19 protein-coding genes and 2 other annotated features are annotated in these 17,907 nt (G+C 39.4%); of the genes, 17 read left to right on the top strand and 2 right to left on the bottom strand.

Features of this window, described 5'->3' with window-relative positions:
- The first annotated feature begins 53 nt into the window (after positions 1–53).
- From RYX56_RS10530 to RYX56_RS10585, 12 genes are all read left to right on the top strand, one after another.
- Positions 54–455 carry a DUF1499 domain-containing protein gene (locus RYX56_RS10530; protein WP_317122020.1) on the top strand — a complete coding sequence of 134 codons (402 nt, stop codon included), beginning with the start codon at positions 54–56 and terminating at the stop codon, positions 453–455.
- Positions 456–572: 117 nt separating this feature from the next.
- The gene (gene nrdR, locus RYX56_RS10535) at positions 573–1,028 is read left to right on the top strand and encodes a transcriptional regulator NrdR (RefSeq protein WP_047973478.1); all 456 of its coding nucleotides are present in this window, start codon (positions 573–575) and stop codon (positions 1,026–1,028) included.
- A gap of 73 nt (positions 1,029–1,101) precedes the next feature.
- Positions 1,102–2,553 carry a replication initiation and membrane attachment family protein gene (locus RYX56_RS10540; protein ID WP_317122021.1) on the top strand — a complete coding sequence of 484 codons (1,452 nt, stop codon included), beginning with the start codon at positions 1,102–1,104 and terminating at the stop codon, positions 2,551–2,553.
- The gene (dnaI, locus tag RYX56_RS10545) at positions 2,554–3,489 is read left to right on the top strand and encodes a primosomal protein DnaI (RefSeq protein ID WP_317122022.1); all 936 of its coding nucleotides are present in this window, start codon (positions 2,554–2,556) and stop codon (positions 3,487–3,489) included.
- A gap of 104 nt (positions 3,490–3,593) precedes the next feature.
- Positions 3,594–4,706, top strand: coding sequence for a cyclic dehypoxanthinyl futalosine synthase (gene mqnC / locus RYX56_RS10550; protein ID WP_317122023.1), 1,113 nt, complete (start codon positions 3,594–3,596; stop codon positions 4,704–4,706).
- Between the two features lie 183 nt (positions 4,707–4,889).
- Positions 4,890–5,753 carry a putative sporulation protein YtxC gene (ytxC, locus tag RYX56_RS10555; protein WP_317122024.1) on the top strand — a complete coding sequence of 288 codons (864 nt, stop codon included), beginning with the start codon at positions 4,890–4,892 and terminating at the stop codon, positions 5,751–5,753.
- 357 nt (positions 5,754–6,110) lie between these two features.
- Positions 6,111–8,042, top strand: a complete 1,932-nt coding sequence (thrS, locus tag RYX56_RS10560; RefSeq protein ID WP_317122025.1) for a threonine--tRNA ligase — start codon at positions 6,111–6,113, stop codon at positions 8,040–8,042.
- A 170-nt stretch (positions 8,043–8,212) separates the two neighbouring features.
- Positions 8,213–8,339 (top strand) — a sequence feature (ribosomal protein L20 leader region).
- A 101-nt stretch (positions 8,340–8,440) separates the two neighbouring features.
- Positions 8,441–8,944: a translation initiation factor IF-3 gene (gene infC / locus RYX56_RS10565; protein WP_317122026.1), complete on the top strand. Its 504-nt coding sequence runs from the start codon at positions 8,441–8,443 to the stop codon at positions 8,942–8,944.
- A gap of 40 nt (positions 8,945–8,984) precedes the next feature.
- The gene (gene rpmI, locus RYX56_RS10570) at positions 8,985–9,185 is read left to right on the top strand and encodes a 50S ribosomal protein L35 (RefSeq protein ID WP_012959995.1); all 201 of its coding nucleotides are present in this window, start codon (positions 8,985–8,987) and stop codon (positions 9,183–9,185) included.
- A 33-nt stretch (positions 9,186–9,218) separates the two neighbouring features.
- On the top strand, positions 9,219–9,578 hold the full coding sequence (gene rplT, locus RYX56_RS10575) for a 50S ribosomal protein L20 (RefSeq protein WP_012959994.1): 360 nt from the start codon (positions 9,219–9,221) through the stop codon (positions 9,576–9,578).
- Between the two features lie 71 nt (positions 9,579–9,649).
- On the top strand, positions 9,650–9,910 hold the full coding sequence (locus RYX56_RS10580; protein WP_317122027.1) for a DUF1294 domain-containing protein: 261 nt from the start codon (positions 9,650–9,652) through the stop codon (positions 9,908–9,910).
- A gap of 36 nt (positions 9,911–9,946) precedes the next feature.
- A complete protein-coding gene (locus RYX56_RS10585; RefSeq protein WP_317122028.1) occupies positions 9,947–10,522 on the top strand; it encodes a TVP38/TMEM64 family protein in 576 nt (191 codons plus the stop codon).
- Positions 10,523–10,562: 40 nt separating this feature from the next.
- Here RYX56_RS10585 and RYX56_RS10590 read toward each other — a convergent pair whose 3' ends face one another.
- Positions 10,563–10,943, bottom strand: coding sequence for a sigma-w pathway protein ysdB (locus RYX56_RS10590; protein ID WP_317122029.1), 381 nt, complete (start codon positions 10,941–10,943; stop codon positions 10,563–10,565).
- A gap of 119 nt (positions 10,944–11,062) precedes the next feature.
- On the opposite strand from RYX56_RS10590, the gene RYX56_RS10595 reads away from it, so the two are divergent.
- Together RYX56_RS10595 and RYX56_RS10600 are read left to right on the top strand one after the other, a co-directional pair.
- Positions 11,063–11,551, top strand: coding sequence for a dUTP diphosphatase (locus RYX56_RS10595; protein WP_317122030.1), 489 nt, complete (start codon positions 11,063–11,065; stop codon positions 11,549–11,551).
- Positions 11,552–11,663: 112 nt separating this feature from the next.
- Positions 11,664–12,749, top strand: a complete 1,086-nt coding sequence (locus RYX56_RS10600) for a M42 family metallopeptidase (RefSeq protein ID WP_317122031.1) — start codon at positions 11,664–11,666, stop codon at positions 12,747–12,749.
- Positions 12,750–12,899: 150 nt separating this feature from the next.
- Here RYX56_RS10600 and sspI read toward each other — a convergent pair whose 3' ends face one another.
- A complete protein-coding gene (sspI, locus tag RYX56_RS10605) occupies positions 12,900–13,106 on the bottom strand; it encodes a small acid-soluble spore protein SspI (RefSeq protein ID WP_317122032.1) in 207 nt (68 codons plus the stop codon).
- 128 nt (positions 13,107–13,234) lie between these two features.
- Here sspI and RYX56_RS10610 point away from each other — a divergent pair, with 128 nt between their 5' ends.
- From RYX56_RS10610 to pheT, 3 genes are all read left to right on the top strand, one after another.
- Entirely contained in the window at positions 13,235–13,990 is a 756-nt protein-coding gene (locus tag RYX56_RS10610; RefSeq protein WP_317122033.1) for a TrmH family RNA methyltransferase, read from the top strand.
- A 60-nt stretch (positions 13,991–14,050) separates the two neighbouring features.
- Positions 14,051–14,284: a binding site (T-box leader), on the top strand.
- A 78-nt stretch (positions 14,285–14,362) separates the two neighbouring features.
- Positions 14,363–15,397, top strand: a complete 1,035-nt coding sequence (gene pheS, locus RYX56_RS10615; RefSeq protein ID WP_317122034.1) for a phenylalanine--tRNA ligase subunit alpha — start codon at positions 14,363–14,365, stop codon at positions 15,395–15,397.
- 12 nt (positions 15,398–15,409) lie between these two features.
- Positions 15,410–17,836: a phenylalanine--tRNA ligase subunit beta gene (gene pheT / locus RYX56_RS10620; protein WP_317122035.1), complete on the top strand. Its 2,427-nt coding sequence runs from the start codon at positions 15,410–15,412 to the stop codon at positions 17,834–17,836.
- Positions 17,837–17,907: the final 71 nt, after the last annotated feature.

The following is a 17,907-nucleotide window of genomic DNA, read 5'->3' on the forward strand; positions in this document are numbered from 1 at the left end:
AAAATGCTCTTGGGTGTGATATGATAAAGAAAAGAAAAGTCAGGTGAAGAAAAATGGCATTAAGAGAACTTTTTGGCAAGTTAGTAAATAATCGGACTGAAACAACAGAAAAACACTCTGTTGATCAATTGAAAACGAGATATTACAAAACGTCTAAAGACAAAGCAATACAGGCCGTTGAAAGTGTCGTTCAATCATCGGGTTGGCAAGTTAAGCGGATCGAAGAAGAACGTGGAGAAATGATTGCTCAACCTAAAAATGGTGGAGAATCTTTATTGATTGCAACGATCGTAACGGTCAAGCCGTTTCGAACAGCGGTTGATTTTTCTTGTTCAACTGGTACGAGCCTTCCATCTGATTTTGGTAAAAGCAAAAAAATTGTTCTTGCTCTGTATGATAGGTTGGACCAAGAGCTACCCTTTGTTGGTTCGGGGATTGGAGAAGAGTTACTCTAATTTTAAGTAGGGGAAAGATACCCTGCCAAGCTTGTCAGATATCGTCTTTTTTTATATGATAGAGAAAAGAACGGAAGCTGTGTCTAACAGAAGATACAGAAAAGTGGAGATGATTACATGCGGTGTCCAGCTTGTCAATATAATGGAACGAGAGTACTTGATTCAAGACCTAGCCATGAGGGCCGCTCAATTCGTAGACGACGAGAGTGTGAATCATGCAGTAATCGTTTTACGACATTTGAAATGGTAGAAGAAGTACCTCTCATTGTTGTAAAGAAAGATGGAACACGCCAAGAGTTTAGTCGTGATAAAATACTACGTGGGCTTATTCGAGCATGTGAAAAACGACCAGTTCCACTTGAAACGCTAGAGCAGATTGTGAATGAAGTTGAGCGCGAGTTGAGAGGGAAAGGTAAGAATGAAGTAAATAGCGAAGATGTCGGAGAGCTTGTGATGGAGCGACTAGCCTTAATAGATGATGTCGCTTATGTTCGCTTTGCGTCGGTCTATCGCCAGTTTAAGGATATTAATGTATTTATCAAAGAACTAACGGAATTAATGAATAAAGGATAAGGTTAAAGAGCTGTAGTGTGAATACGCTATGAGCTCTTTTTTACTCATGACCTGAGGAGAGGAGGGACATTCAATGAGTTGGCATTGGAAGGAACTGTTGCCGGTTGACTCGTTCACAGTACGTGTCTCCAGCTACTTAACAGATTTGGATCAAAAAGTGATTACGTTATTGTACCAGCCTTTAGTTGGAGCCCTAGCCCATAGCTTGTACATGACTTTGTGGTCACAATTAGAACGTGATCAATATTGGAGTGAGAGTCAGACGCACCGACAGTTGATGCTGATGATGAATATCCCCCTCCAAACGATTTTTGAAGAACGAAAAAAGCTAGAAGCCATCGGACTTTTAAAGACTTATAAGAATAGTAAGGAGGAAGGGTCCTCTTATTTATATGAATTGCAACAACCAATGTCCCCAAAACAGTTTTTCGAAAATGATGTATTAAGTGTCTATTTATTTAATCGTCTAGGAAAACAGAAATATCGACAATTGCGCGAACGGTTCACAGAAGACAAGGTAGACAAAGGGGAGTATACCGAATTAACACACTCATTTGATGAAATATTTCATTCTCTCCATCATTCTGAAATCGTGTCTAATCTACAATCAGAAACATCAGATGCAATGAAGCTTAATGAGGCTTCGGAATTACTAGGGCAGGATGGGGATTCGTTAACATTTATTGAAGGGAATTTTGATTTTGAACTAATGAAAAAAGATTTATCAAGCTTTATTGTCCCAGAACAATTACTTACTAAAGAGGTTAATCAAGCGATCATCAGGCTTGCTTTTGTCTACCGAATAGAACCTCTAGAGATGAGTCGGATTGTCGGGCAAGCTGTCCTTCATGATGATGAAGTTGATATAGATTTATTACGAAAGAAAGCGCAAGAGTGGTACAAAATTGAACATAGTTCGGAGCCACCAGGGCTTGGGTTAAAGGTTCACCCGATTCAGCATCAAACGATGACATCTGTTGAGCCGAAAACAGAAGAAGAAAAGATTATTAAATTTTATGAAACAACTCCTCCTCTAACCTTACTCGAAATTCGTTCAGATGGAGCTTATGTTGCCCCTGCAGATGCGAAAATTGTTGAATCCTTACTAATGGATTATCAGCTATTACCAGGTGTAGCGAATGTCTTAATCGATTATGTTCTTTTTCAGCACGATATGAAGCTTCAAAAAGCTTTAATTGATAAAATTGCTGCTCACTGGGCTAGGAAAAAAATTAGTAAAGTAGCCGATGCAATGGTTCTTGCAAGAGAAGAACAAGAAAAGAAAGTCTTTGCAAAGGAAAGAAGCCAATCAAATGCCTCTTCTAAGCGTACGCAAGGACCGAGAAAGAACACAAGGCGCGATCGTTTACCAAAATGGTTAGTAGAAGAAAAAGAAAAAGAGAAGAATAAGGACCAAGAAAAGAAAACGCCTGAATCATCTCCTGAAACCACTGATGCCAAAGAACGTTTTGACAAGATGATGGAGGAGCTTAAAAAACGCAAAAGGGAGAAAGGAGAGAACTAGATGAAGCCAATACAATCCACGTTAAAACAGTGGACTAAAAGTGCAGGATTACAAGAACGGCTAGAGAACCAAAAGAAAGAACTTTTTAAAGACCCTTTTATTCAAGAATTTTTGAGAATGGAAAAATATTCGCTTACTACTGAAATGGTTGACCGTGGTATGGTGAAATTGTATGAATTTAAGAAGGAGCGAACCCATTGTGCGAATTGCCCTGGATTAAAAGCATGTCCGAACATGATGAAAGGTTATCAGCCGACCCTTCAGATTGAACGTGGACACCTAGAGCTTCGCTATCTCCCTTGTGCCTTAAAAGTTCAAGAAAAGCAGCATAAAGAGCAACAACAATTAATGAAGTCACTCTACATCCCAAAAGATATTCTTAAAGCTCGGTTTGAAGACATTGATATGGATGGAGAGCGAGAAGAAGCGGGGGCTGCTGCTCTTGAGTTTGCTTTAAAAGCAGAGCCAGGTGAAAACGGTGAGGGCTTGTATTTCTACGGCAAATTTGGCGTCGGGAAAACGTATTTAATGGGTGCAATTGCTAATGAGCTTTATGAGCGCGGGGTTGAATCCTATACGGTGTATACGCCTGATTTCTTTCGTGAGATGAAACAATCGATAGGTGATGGGACCTTTCAAGGTAAACTCGATCGGATAAAACGTGCCAAAGTATTGATTTTAGATGATATTGGAGCTGAAACAACATCGAGTTGGGTTCGCGATGATGTACTTGGAGTGATCTTGCAATATCGTATGCTGGAGAAGTTACCAACTCTTTTCACCTCGAATTATGACTATGATGAGCTAGAGGAACATTTGTCTTATTCCGATCGAGGTGGAATAGAGGAGCTGAAAGCAAAGCGCATTATGGAACGTATTAAACACCAAACGACTTTTGTGACGGTTAAAGGTCATAATCGACGGGAGTCTAAATAATAAATTTGAAATTTTTGGTACAAGAATCGCCCTTGCTTTCTTAAGGGTTCTATCTGTGATAGGATGAAGGTATCTTAAATTGATAGATTGTGAGGGTCATGATCATGAGCATCGATGCAATTCTTGAACGTGCGGTAAATGGGGAGCGCATCTCAATGGAAGATGCGATTGCTTTATATGAAAGTGATGAAGTAGAAAAAATGGGTGAGGTAGCCAATAAGATAATGAAGAAGTGGCACCCGGAACCTGTTACAACTTTTGTAATTGGAAGAAACGTTAACTATACAAATTTCTGTGATACGTACTGCCGTTTTTGTGCGTTTTATCGTAAGCCAGGTCACGATGAAGGCTATGTTTTAGAAGATGAACGTATCTTCCAGAAGATTCAAGAAACGATTGATGTTGGTGGAACGGAGATCTTGATGCAAGGTGGTACTAATCCGGACTTGAAATTAGATTATTATACAGACTTGCTTCGGGGTATTAAAGAACGTTTTCCTGATATTTGGATGCACTCTTTCTCACCAGCGGAAATTTGGAAGATTGCAGACGTTTCTAATATGACTGTAGAAGAAGTTCTACGCGAGTTACATGCTGCAGGCCTAGATAGCATGCCTGGTGGTGGAGCTGAGATTCTTACAGAAGAGACTCGTCTTCGTGTCAGTCGCTTGAAGATTACATGGGAGCAGTGGATGGAAGCGATGAAAGCTTCTAAACGTGTCGGCATGCATGGTTCTGCCACAATGGTTATTGGGTTTGGAGAATCAAATGAAGAGCGTGCGCTTCATCTTCAACGTGTACGTGATGCTCAAGATGAGACGGAGTGCTTTAAAGCATTCATTTCTTGGACATTCCAACCGGAGAATACAGGCATGTGGAAAACAGAAAAACTAGGTGCGCGTGATTATTTGAAGAATGTTGCGATCTCTAGAATCTTCCTTGATAATATTGCAAATTTCCAATCTTCATGGGTTACTATGGGACCAGAGGTTGGAAAGCAGTCGCTTGAATACGGTTGTAATGATTTTGGTAGCACAATGATTGAAGAAAATGTGGTATCAGCAGCTGGTACGACACATAAGGTTAATACGAATGAAATCCTTCGTTTAATTCGTGAAGCTGGTAAAGTTCCAGCACAACGAAACACCAAATATGACATTGTACGTATGTTTGAGGGTGAAACGGCGGCTGAAAAAGATTTTACCATGCAAAATTAATCATAAGCTCTTTTCCTTATATTTAGGAGAAGAGCTTTTTTGTTCCCCTTGAAAGATGGTATGTGAAAAATTAATCATTTTTTTGACACAACAGCATAGGATGGAGTAAAGCCTGTCTAAATGACTTCATGAGTGTGTAATCATAGATGAGTTTTCTAGTTGAGTGGGTTAGGGGGAATAGGTGTGATAGCCATTCATTTTGAAGAAGAACGTGACTGCAAGCAATTGTATGTATTATTACGTGATTATATTGAAAGGTATGCGGAATTAGGGTTAGGTGGCAAGGTTGAGTCAAATGGGGTTGAAACCATTGTGCTTAATTATACAAATAAGCATGTAAGCTTCTATGACTCCTTTCATCCACTATTAACATCAGTTCTTACAGAGCATGTCATTAAAACAAGAGAAGATGATTGGTTACTTGATATTATTGAGACAATGTTCTATTTTACAGATGAGGAAGAACAACAACAAATTCTTACCATAGCCAGGTCGATTTTAGAAGGAGATCGAAGTGATTTGCCATCTTTAGTTCCTTTTTTTAATCGATATGCCTATATTTATGATGCGTTTGCTAATAGTTTAGAAGAAGAAACGAACTTCTACTACGATCCCTTTTTAACGTTTCGACTAAGAGAGTACGGTGAGATGTTAATAGATTGTGTAGAAATTGCGATTGATGAATACATGCTAGAGCAAGAATATCAGAACATGATTGAAGACTTTCGTCAATATGTTCAATGTAAACCCCAGAAGTTCGAGGTGATTTACGTTGTGCATGATGAACAATTTATGTTTTATGATAAACATTTTAGAAAGCTTCCAAAAGATGAGGTTCTTTACCATCTGCAAGAAGAACTGGTTTTTGAGGAAGCAATTGAACTTGATAATATGGTGATTAGTCCACTCGTCAGTATGGTTCCAAGTATGGTTCATGTCTTTTCAGATGAACCAGATCACGGGGTCGTTGTCACCATCCAAGCAATTTTTCAAGAACGTATGAAATTATACCCATATCATGATTATGAGAAAAAAAGATTGGAATAAATAAGATGCCCTCTTGATTTTCCATTTCCGCGTCCATATAATACTACATATCAACACATTTGATATGAATGGTTATGATGAGGATAAGAGGCGCCACATATGACTTACAGAGAGGGAAGCATCTGCTGCAAGCTTCCTAGTACGTATGGATGACCTTACCACCTCTGAACTGCGCAGGGAAACACTGAAGTGGATTAACTAGCGCCGGCGCACAGCCGTTATCCTGTATGATGAGTTGCTACATACAATGTATTTTTTTGTTGTAGCGAAACAAGGGTGGAACCACGAACTACACTCGTCCCTTCTATGATGAAGGGACGAGTGTTTTTTATTTACAAAAAAAAGGAGTCGAGAAGAATGGCAGATGTTCTAAAGATTACATTTCCAGATGGTGCAGTAAAGGAATTTCCAAACGGCACGACCACAGAAGATATTGCTGCATCTATTAGCCCAGGTCTGAAGAAAAAAGCATTAGCTGGAAAGTTTAATCATACATTGGTTGACCTTCGTACACCACTCACTACTGATGGTGAAATTGCGATTGTAACGCAGGATTCAGAAGAAGCACTAGAAATTATGCGTCATAGTACAGCACATTTAATGGCTCAAGCAGTAAAGCGTTTATTTAAGGGCGTGAAGCTTGGTGTCGGTCCTGTAATCGAGGGCGGATTTTACTATGATATCGACTCAGAAGAGTCCATTACAGCAGAAGATCTACCTAAAATTGAAAAAGAAATGAAGAAACTTATTGCAGAGAACCTCGAAGTGAAACGTGTAGAGTTAAGCCGTGAGGAAGCAATCGCTCGTTATAAGGAAATTGGCGATGAATATAAATTGGAACTAATTGAAGCGATTCCTGAAGGGGAGAGTTTAACGATTTATGAACAAGGTGAGTTTTTTGATCTTTGCCGTGGTATTCATGTTCCATCTACAAACAAAATTAAAGAATTTAAGCTTCTAAGCCTTGCGGGAGCTTACTGGCGTGGAGATAGTAAAAATAAAATGCTACAACGTATTTATGGAACAGCATTCTTTAAGAAAGCTGACCTAGATGAGCACCTTCGTTTATTAGAAGAAGCAAAAGAACGTGATCATCGTAAGCTTGGTAAGGAACTGGGGATTTTCGCATTGTCACAGAAAGTTGGACAAGGCTTACCGCTATGGTTACCGAAAGGTGCCACTGTACGTCGAGTGATTGAGCGTTATATTGTGGATAAAGAAGAGCGCCTTGGTTATCAACATGTGTATACACCAATTTTGGGAAGCTCTGAGCTATATAAAACTTCCGGTCACTGGGATCACTATAAAGATGATATGTTCCCAGTAATGGAACGCGATAACGAGGAGTTCGTCCTTCGACCAATGAACTGCCCACATCATATGATGGTATACAAGCAAGACATGCGTAGTTATCGTCAGCTTCCTCTACGTATTGCTGAGCTGGGTATGATGCATCGTTATGAAATGTCTGGTGCTGTATCAGGATTGCAACGTGTTCGAGGTATGACGTTAAATGATGCTCATATCTTCTGTCGCCCTGACCAAATTAAAGAAGAATTTTTACGAGTGGTGTATTTAATCCAAGAGGTGTACAAAGATTTCGACCTAGAAGATTACAAGTTCCGTTTATCTTACCGTGATCCAGAAGATAAAGAGAAATATTTTGATGACGATGCAATGTGGGAAAAAGCGCAAAGCATGCTTAAAGAAGCAATGGACGAGCTAGATGTTGATTACTTTGAAGCTGAAGGGGAAGCTGCGTTTTATGGCCCTAAGTTAGATGTACAAGTTCGTACGGCTCTTGGAAAAGACGAAACATTATCAACTGTACAACTTGATTTCTTATTGCCGGAGCGCTTTGACCTAACGTATGTAGGTGAAGATGGTCAACAGCACCGACCTGTTGTTGTGCACCGTGGGGTTGTTTCAACGATGGAACGTTTTGTCGCTTTCTTACTTGAAGAGTACAAAGGGGCATTCCCAACCTGGCTTGCACCTGTACAAGTTCAAGTGATCCCTGTATCTCCAGATGTACATTTAGATTACGCGAAGAAAGTTCAAGATCAACTTCAAGCTGCAGGAGCTCGCGTGGAAATAGACGAGCGTAATGAGAAGATTGGTTACAAAATTCGCGAAGCCCAAATGCAAAAGATTCCATATATGCTTGTACTTGGTGATAAGGAAATGGAAGCAGGAGCTGTTAATATCCGTAAATACGGTGAGCAAGCGTCTGAATCAAAAGAGCTTCAAACATTTATTGATGACTTAAGTGGAGAGTTGAAGAAATAAACCTTCTGCTAAACGTCACATCTAGGTGCAAATGAAATAATTATGTAGCATGATTAAAATAACCATTGCAATGTGGACAAACATTCGTTAAAATAACGAAGTCGGACATATTGTGTTGACATCTTTAAAAGGATTATGCTATAGTTATCTAGGTAATCAAATAGAGGAAACAAAGCAAGCAGAGGCGCCCGCTTCTCACCTGATTGACGCTAAGGTTGTTGACAGGTATGATGGGATTCATTTTTGAGTAAATGATCGAAGTGTGGGCGTATTGTGCGCCCGCACTTTTTTTCATGAATCGGTGCATGTTCTGTATATCAAGTTATGATGAACAGTTATGCGATAAATTGCTTTGATCCGCGAAAATCCTTTGGAGGTGGCTCATTATTAGTAAAGACATGTTGGTCAATGAAGGGATTCGTGCCCGTGAAGTACGACTCATTGGAGCGAATGGCGATCAAATTGGAGTCAAGTCAAAACAAGAAGCGCTTGAAATGGCGCAAAATGTAAATCTCGACCTCGTATGTGTTGCTCCTGCTGCGAAACCACCTGTATGCCGCATTATGGACTACGGTAAGTTCCGTTATGAGCAACAAAAGAAAGACAAAGAAGCACGTAAAAAGCAAAAGGTTATCAATGTTAAAGAGGTTCGTTTGAGCCCAACGATTGAAGACAATGACTTTAATACGAAGCTTCGCAACGCTCGTAAATTCCTTGAAAAAGGAGATAAAGTAAAAGCTGCGATCCGCTTCCGTGGACGTGCGATTACTCACTCCCAAATCGGAAGAGTAGTATTAGAGCGTCTTGCAAAAGAATGTGAAGATGTTGCTGTAATTGAAGCGAAGCCTAAGATGGAAGGTCGTAGTATGTTCCTAATTTTAGCGCCTAAAACTGAAAAGTAACATCGACTAGCTTGAAGAAGATTAAAGGAGGACCTTAGTTATGCCTAAAATGAAAACTCATAGAGGCGCTGCGAAGCGTTTTAAAAAGACTGGATCTGGAAAGCTTAAGCGTGCGCATGGCTTCACTAGTCACTTATTCGGTAACAAGTCTCAAAAGCAAAAGCGTAAGCTACGTAAGTCTGCTATTGTACACTCTGGCGACTTCAAGCGTATTCGCTCAATGTTAACGTACAAAAAATAATTGATTCGTTCGGATTAAAAGGAGGGAACTTCGATGCCAAGAGTAAAAGGCGGTTATGTCGCTCGTCGTCGTCGTAAAAAGGTATTAAAGTTAGCAAAGGGTTATTTCGGTTCTAAACACTTATTATTCAAATCAGCACAAGGACAAGTAATGAAGTCCTTACTATATGCTTACCGTGATCGTCGTCAAAAGAAACGCGACTTCCGTAAGCTTTGGATTACACGTATTAACGCAGCAGCTCGTATGAACGGTCTTTCTTACAGCCGTTTAATGCACGGTCTTAAGCTTGCTGAAATCAACGTAAACCGTAAGATTCTTGCGGATCTTGCTGTTAACGATGCAGAAGCATTTGCACAATTAGCTGAAAAAGCTAAATCAAGCCTAAATGCATAAAACAAACAAAAGCGCGGCATTCTTGCTCGCGCTTTTTTTGATGAGAAGGCAATGAAGTCGGGGGTGAGTAGATGGAATGGATTATTTATTTATTCCTTATTAATATCACATCTTATCTCGTTATGGGATATGATAAGAAACAAGCTAGAGTTAAAAAATTCCGTGTCTCAGAACGGAATTTATTTATACTAACGGTTATAGGAGGAAGTATAGGGACTTATATGGGAATGAAGCAGCATCGTCATAAAACGAAGCATCGGACATTTACTGTGGGAGTACCTTTAATCATAAGTATCCAAATCATACTTGCAGCTTTCATCATATTCAGATAATAAACATATAATGATGGGAGAGGAGGATTGCTACTGATGGATGAATTTCTAGATAGTTCGCTAGCTTTTATCGAACAAAGTGGCTGGTTAGCTCCACTCTTTTTTATTCTTTTGCATGTTTTTAGGCAAGCTTTCTTTATACCCGTTCTGATTGTTTGTTTAATTGGAGGCTATTTATTCGGTACCTTATACGGTTCAATTTATTCAATTATAGGATTAACTGCAGTTAGTATTGTGTTTTATGGTTTGGTACGAATTTTCCCAGGGCTTAGGAAGAAACTAACGAATATGAAGCAACATTTCTTTAAAGATCGTCAAGATTGGAATCTTCCACAGATGATGATTATTCGGATGATGCCACTTGTTCATTTTCACGTCGTTTCCTTGTATTTGATCGAGACATCCAAAAACCTACGAGAGTATACGAATAAATCCTTTCTAGTTAGTATTCCACCAGCTATTCTTTATACGGCATTTGGTGATATGATTCATGAGCTACCTCTAGCAGGAACCATTGTTTTTGCAGTCTTTCTTTTCATCTTATTTATGTTAGTGAGACGAAAACAATCAAGCATAAGTTGGGAAGAGTTTTTCCATACAAAAAAACCGTAACCATCTCAATTAAATTATTGAGTGGAAACGGTTTTTTGTGTTAGCGTCGCAAAAATTCTTTAATGGGACTTTTCCATTCGATTTTTGCACTAGGATAACGAAGTCGAATATCCTCTTCAATAAAAATAAAGTCCTCTCGGTGCAAGCCTTTAAGGCGTTCTGTATCACGAGCCCATATATAGATGGAAACAATCTCAAAAGATTGCTCTGTGGTTCCTAAATATTTTTCGCCTTCAAACATGACACCTTTATAAGTGAGTAAAAAATTCTTACGTACATTTTTTTCATCATCTAAAAAGAAAAATTGTCTTTTTTCATGTGCTTGTTCAAGTTTACGGCGTGGATGGAATACATACTTAATCGCAGAGTAGACGATTAATACAATCGCAATGAGGAGTAACAAACGAAATAACAGTACCACTTCTCTATCCCCTTTCTTCGAGGCTTTCTACTTATTATAGTCTATACGAATTAGAACGTCATTGGTTGCAAAATTCTAATGAAAAATTGTTATAATAATTAAGGATAGGAGTGATCTAGATGAACTTAAAAAAGTTATTTGAGACACAAGAACAGTTAAATGACAGAATATTATCTGAACATAAGCTAGAAAATCATGATTTATTTGCAGAAAAGCAATTAGCTTTTCTCGTCGAATTAAGTGAACTTGCAAATGAGACTCGATGTTTTAAGTATTGGAGTAAAAAAGGACCGTCTAGTAAGTCTACGATATTAGAGGAGTATGTAGATGGGCTTCATTTCGTTTTAACACTAGGTCTTTCTTTAGGATATACCACGTTTGGACAATCTAAAAACAGTTCCAAAGAGCGTACATTGACGGAGCAATTTTTATATGTAATGGAATGTAACCATCTCTTAAATGAAAAACAAACAGAAGCGAGTTTCCATGAACTAGCACAGTCATTTTTAACGTTAGGAAGCCTTTTAGGTTTTGGAGAAGATGAAATTGAACAAGCCTATTTTAAGAAAAATGAGGTAAATCATCAAAGACAAGATCAAGGGTATTAAAATTCTTTCGAAATAATTTGAGTTGCGAAATAATTTCATTTATACTTAAAAAAGAGTGAAAAAGTGGGGGTATAAATGAAGTACCTTTCACGATCGAAGGGAGAAATACATAATGACGAAGCTTGATGAAAAATTGCAAATGCTAAAAGATTTAACAGATGCCAATGGAATTCCGGGGAACGAAAAAGAAGCTCGTGATGTCATGTCTAAGTACATTACTCCATTTGCTGATGAAGTGACAACTGATGGGCTAGGAAGCCTTGTAGCAAAGAAAGTAGGTTCACAAGACGGCCCTAAAATTATGATTGCTGGCCATTTAGATGAGATTGGTTTTATGGTGACAAGTATCGATGATAAAGGTTTCCTTCGCTTTCAAACAGTCGGTGGCTGGTGGGAGCAAGTGATGCTAGCTCAACGAGTAACAATTATGACGAAAAACGGGAACATCCCTGGTGTAGTGGGCTCAAAGCCACCACATATTTTGCCAGCTGAAGCTCGTAGAAAGCCAGTTGATAAAAAAGATATGTTTATTGATATTGGTGCAACAAGTAAAGAAGAAGCAATGGAATTCGGTGTTCGACCAGGAGATTCCGTTGTTCCAGTCTGTGAATTCACGGTTATGAAAAATGAGAAGTTATTAATGGCTAAAGCATGGGACAATCGCATTGGCTGTGCCATTGCGATTGATGTACTGCGTGAGTTAAAAGGTGTCGACCACCCTAATACTGTGTATGGCGTGGGTACGGTACAAGAAGAAGTTGGGTTGCGTGGAGCACGTACTTCTGCTCATTTGATCCAACCTGATATTGGATTTGGCGTCGATGTGGGAATTGCTGGAGATACTCCGGGCGTAACGGAAAAAGAAGCACTAGCCAAAATGGGAGATGGACCACAAATTGTGCTATATGATGCATCGATGATTTCTCATAAAGGGTTACGTGATTTTGTAACAGACACTGCAGATCAACATGATATTCCATATCAATTTGATTCAATGGCTGGTGGTGGCACAGATTCAGGAGCGATCCATCTTACTGCCAATGGGGTACCTGCACTATCGATTACAGTGCCTACTCGTTATATTCACACTCATGCAGCGATGCTACACCGAGATGATTATGAAAACACGGTTAAATTAATTGTAGAGGTAATTAAGAAGCTTGATAGTAAAACAGTAGAAGCAATTACGTATAATTAATAAGAGAATCCGGTCCATTTCGGTGGACTAGATTTTTAGAATGAGGTTTAACAATTATAGGTGAGGGCATAGGCAAGCACAGTTATATGACTTTCAATGAATAAGCGTCTAGTTCAAGTCTAAGACTGAGAGCTAGACGCTTCTTTAAAATTACTGAAGTCCTTGCGAAATTTGCTGGCAGAGTTGATCCTTTTCTTGTTCATTGGCATTTTTCCAATAAACTTCAAATAAAACCCCTAGACCAGGTAACATTTTTTCTTCGCCTTTTTGAATGGCATCTAGAATGGTAGCTTCGACTTCTTCTTCACTGCTGCCTTGAATATTAGCCATAATTGCTCCACGTAAATTAAAACCCATTTGAAACAGCTCCTTTAGTATGGAAATATTTTTCTTGCTTGCATTAGTATGTCGCAAGCCACACTGGATTATGAGTGAAAAAATCGGTATGATGGGTGATAGGACATGAACGTATAAAGGAGAAGAGCATGAAACGAATTGATTCTGTAAAGAATGAGCAAGTTAAAAATTGGAAAAAGCTACATACGAAAAAGGGACGTGATAAAGCAGGGCGCTTTCTAATAGAAGGGTTTCACCTTGTAGAAGAAGCCCTAAAAGCGAAATTCCATATCGAAATGATCATCATGACAGAGAAAACAGTTTTACCACTATCGTGGCAAATTGATGAGAATGATTTAGTGATCGTTAGCCCTCAAGTTTTAAAAGAGATTTCAGAGACGGAAACTCCACAAGGGATTGCGGCAGTATGTGCCATTCCCGAAGCACCCTCTTTTGATAGGCTGAGTGGGCAATTTCTCCTTATTGATCGAGTCCAAGACCCAGGTAATATTGGTACGATGATTCGTACGGCTGATGCGGCTGGAATGACTGGGGTCATACTTGGTGAAGGTAGTGTTGATTTATTTAACAGCAAAGTGATTCGTGCATCCCAAGGTTCGATTTTTCATATGCCTGTTATTCGTGGTTCGCTAATGGAATGGGTGGGGAAGTTAAAAGAAAAAAATATACCCGTATTTGGAACGTCCCTTACAGAGGCCAGTTCCTATACTGCCATCGAACCACAACCTGAATTTGCCTTGATTGTGGGTAATGAAGGAGAAGGTGTGTCGAGTGAATTATTAGAGAAGAGTAATCAAAACATTTATATTCCAATCTATGGACAAGCGGAATCTTTAAATGTAGCAGTCGCTACTGGTGTTCTTTTGTATTATTTGCGTGGTTAAGTAAATGAGAGCTTGCACACGTTCTTGAAATTATCTATAATATAGAAGCAAATAAATAAGATACATGCGAAGAAAGAGATTAGTACGTGTTACACCACCATAAAGGGAGGAAATGTCTAAGACTGTAAGCATTTCTATGGCAGGAAGCACTGAATTCACTCTGGAGCAGACATCGGAAAACAAGCTAGTACCTGTTAAGATGTTCCGGCAATGAGCCGTTATGACAATGAAGAATGTAATGAACCATTGGTTTATTATGAAATAAGGGTGGTACCACGAGTCTTCGTCCCTTTAGCGGGAGGCGAAGGCTTTTTTTGCGTTCTTTTTTGGAACGGAACCAAACTGGACGAATTACTGAAGGAGGAAATGAGCATGCGTGAGCGTTTAGAAGAGCTACAAGAGCGAGCTTTAGCACAAGTTGCTGAAGCAACAGATGTGAAAGCATTACAAGAAGTAAGAGTTGCTTATTTAGGAAAGAAAGGACCAATCACCGAGGTGCTTCGTGGAATGGGTAAACTTTCTGCTGAAGAGAGACCACTTATTGGTCAAATGGCAAATGATGTTCGTGACGCCATTAAATCAAAAATTGAAAGTAAAGAGGTTGAACTTGAAGCAGCAGCTGTAGAGGCGAAGTTGGCTAATGAAAGCATTGATGTGACACTACCTGGTCGTCCTGTATTAACCGGATCCCGTCATCCTCTAACAGCTGTAGTTGAAGAAGTAGAGGATGCGTTTTTAGGACTAGGTTTTTCAGTTGCAGAAGGTCCTGAAGTTGAAACAGACTACTATAACTTTGAAGCATTAAATTTACCAAAAGATCACCCAGCACGTGATATGCAGGATTCGTTTTACTTTACAGATGAGCTTTTATTACGTACTCATACTTCTCCTGTACAGGCACGTACTATGGAAAAGTATGAAGGTAGAGGTCCGGTGAAAATTATTTGTCCAGGTAAAGTATTCCGCCGTGATGATGATGATGCCACACATTCACATCAATTTATGCAAATTGAGGGTCTTTTTGTTGATAAAAATGTGCGCATGAGTGACTTAAAAGGGGTACTTGAAGCATTTGCTCAATCCTTCTTTGGTCGTGATCGTAGCATTCGCCTTCGTCCTAGCTTCTTCCCATTTACAGAACCTTCTGTAGAGGTTGATGTTTCATGTGGGATGTGTGGGGGAGAAGGGTGTCGCGTATGTAAGAACACAGGTTGGATAGAAGTTCTTGGAGCAGGGATGATTCATCCACGTGTACTTGAAATGAGTGGATTTGATCCGACCATTTACAGTGGTTTTGCCTTCGGAATGGGTGTAGAACGCCTTGCGATGCTTAAATATGATATTGATGATATTCGTCATTTCTATACAAATGATGTACGCTTTTTAGCGCAATTTAAACAGGTGTAAGGGGGAATAGACATGTTAGTATCTTATAAATGGTTACAAGATTACGTGAAAATAGATGACGTTACACCAAAAGAGATCGCAGAGAAAATGACTCGCGGTGGTATTGAAATTGACTTCGTACATGAGTTGAATCAAGGCATCAAAGGTGTAGTGGTAGGGTATGTTCTCTCTTGCAGTCAACATCCTAACGCTGATAAGTTAAATGTTTGTCAGGTGGATGTCGGAGAAGAAGAGCCAGTTCAAATTGTATGTGGCGCACGAAATATAGCAGCAGGCCAATATGTTGCTGTAGCTAAAGTAGGCGCAGTCCTTCCTGGTAACTTCAAAATAAAAAAAGCAAAGCTACGTGGCGAAGTATCACAAGGAATGATTTGTTCGTTGCAAGAGCTCGGTATTGAGAGCAAGCTTGTTCACAAAGATTATGCAGAAGGTATTTATGTCTTTAGTGAAGATGTTGAAGTAGGTGCAGATGCACTGGCTATCTTAAATTTGGACGATACGGTTCTAGAACTAGACTTAACGCCAAACCGTTCAGACTGCTTAAATATGTTAGGGGTAGCTTATGAAGTGGCTGCATTATATGATCGTAACGTTGAACTACCAACGATTGAGCTAGATACAAATAAAGAACAAGCATCGGATTATATTAGCGTATCTGTAGAAAATGCCATTGATAATCCTTATTATGGTGCAACAATTATTAAAGATGTGAAAGTAGGTCCATCACCATTATGGTTGCAAAATCGTCTGATGGCAGCTGGCATTCGTCCAATCAGTAATGTGGTAGATGTGACGAACTACGTATTACTTGAATATGGTCAACCACTCCATGCTTTTGACTATGATCGTTTCGGTTCTAAAGAAGTTGTTATACGCCGTGCAAATGATGGAGAGAAGATGGTGACACTTGATGATGCTGAGCGTTCATTAAATGCCGATCACCTTCTTATTACAAATGGAAAAGAGCCTATGGCAATTGCTGGTGTAATGGGTGGAGCGACTTCGGAAGTGAATCAAGAAACCTCTACAATTTTACTTGAAGCTGCTTACTTTAATCCTTCTACTGTAAGAAAAGCTTCCCGTGATCTTGGCTTACGTAGTGATTCAAGTGCTCGCTTTGAAAAAGGTGTAGATCCTGCTCGTGTAAAAGTAGCGGGTGAGCGTGCAGCTTCTCTTATTGCAGAGCTTGCAGGTGGTACGATTGTCTCAGGTGTGGTTTGTGCAGATGAACTAACTGTGGAAGAACAACAAGTGGCACTAGACTTAGAGCGTATGAACGACCGTCTTGGAACGACGATTAAAAAGACGAATGTGGAAGAGATTTTCAACCGTCTACAATTCTCATTTGAAGAAAATGGAGATCATCTTGTAGTGACTGCTCCAACTCGTAGACAAGACATTCAAATTGAAGAAGATTTGTTTGAAGAAATTGCTAGGCTGTATGGTTATGATGCTATTCCAACAACTTTACCTGAGGGGGCAACAACTCAAGGAGTGCTAACTCGTTATCAGGAAAAGCGTCGCCGTGTTCGTCGTTATTTAGAGAGTACTGGACTCACTCAAACGATTACTTACTCTTTAACAAGTCCTAAGAAGGCTGAAGGATTTGCAACGGATTATCCAATTGAAAAGGCAGTTCGTTTAGCTATGCCGATGAGTGAAGATCGTAGTACGATGCGTACAAGTTTAATTCCTAACTTATTTGATGTTTTAACATACAATTTGAATCGTAAAAATAGCGACCTTCACCTTTACGAAGTAGGTTCAATTTTCACAAGCGAAGAAAAAGAATTAACAACTCAACCAATAGAAAGAGAAATGGTTGCGGCAGCATTTACTGGAATGTGGCAAGAACACCCATGGCAAGCAGAGAAAAAGCCTGTGGATTTCTTTGTGGTCAAAGGGATTGTGGAAGGTCTATTTGCTGAAATGGGTCTTAAAGATCAAGTTAAGTTCCAACAGGCTAAGCTTGAGAAGATGCACCCAGGTCGTACTGCGGTTGTAGTCCTTAATGATGAAGAGATTGGCTTTATTGGACAAGTACACCCAACAACAGAAAAGCAAGAAGATTTGCGAGAAACTTACGTGTTCCAGCTTGATTTAGAGAGCATTCTCACAGCAGATGTGGCACCTGTTGTCTATGAATCATTACCAAGGTTCCCAGCTATTCAAAGGGATATTGCCTTAGTGGTTCATAGAAGTGTAGCAGCCGGAGAGGTTGAAGCGGTTATTCGTCAAACTGGTGGCAAATTGTTAAAAGCTGTTCATTTATTTGATTTATACCAAGGAGAGCATATGGAAGAAGGCAAGAAGTCATTAGCTTTCTCTTTAACGTATTTAGATCCAGAAAAAACATTAACAGATGAAGAAGTAACAAGTGTTCATGAAAACGTACTTGAAGAAATAAAGAAACAAATTGGTGCCACACTTCGTGCGTAAATAATTTGGTTTGAAACCCCTGCCTAAGAGGAAACTATATGGTGGGGGTTTTATTTATTCTGCCAAGATAG

It is taken from the genome of Alkalihalophilus lindianensis (genome assembly GCF_032843265.1).
Lineage (GTDB): Bacteria > Bacillota > Bacilli > Bacillales > Bacillaceae_D > Alkalihalophilus > Alkalihalophilus lindianensis.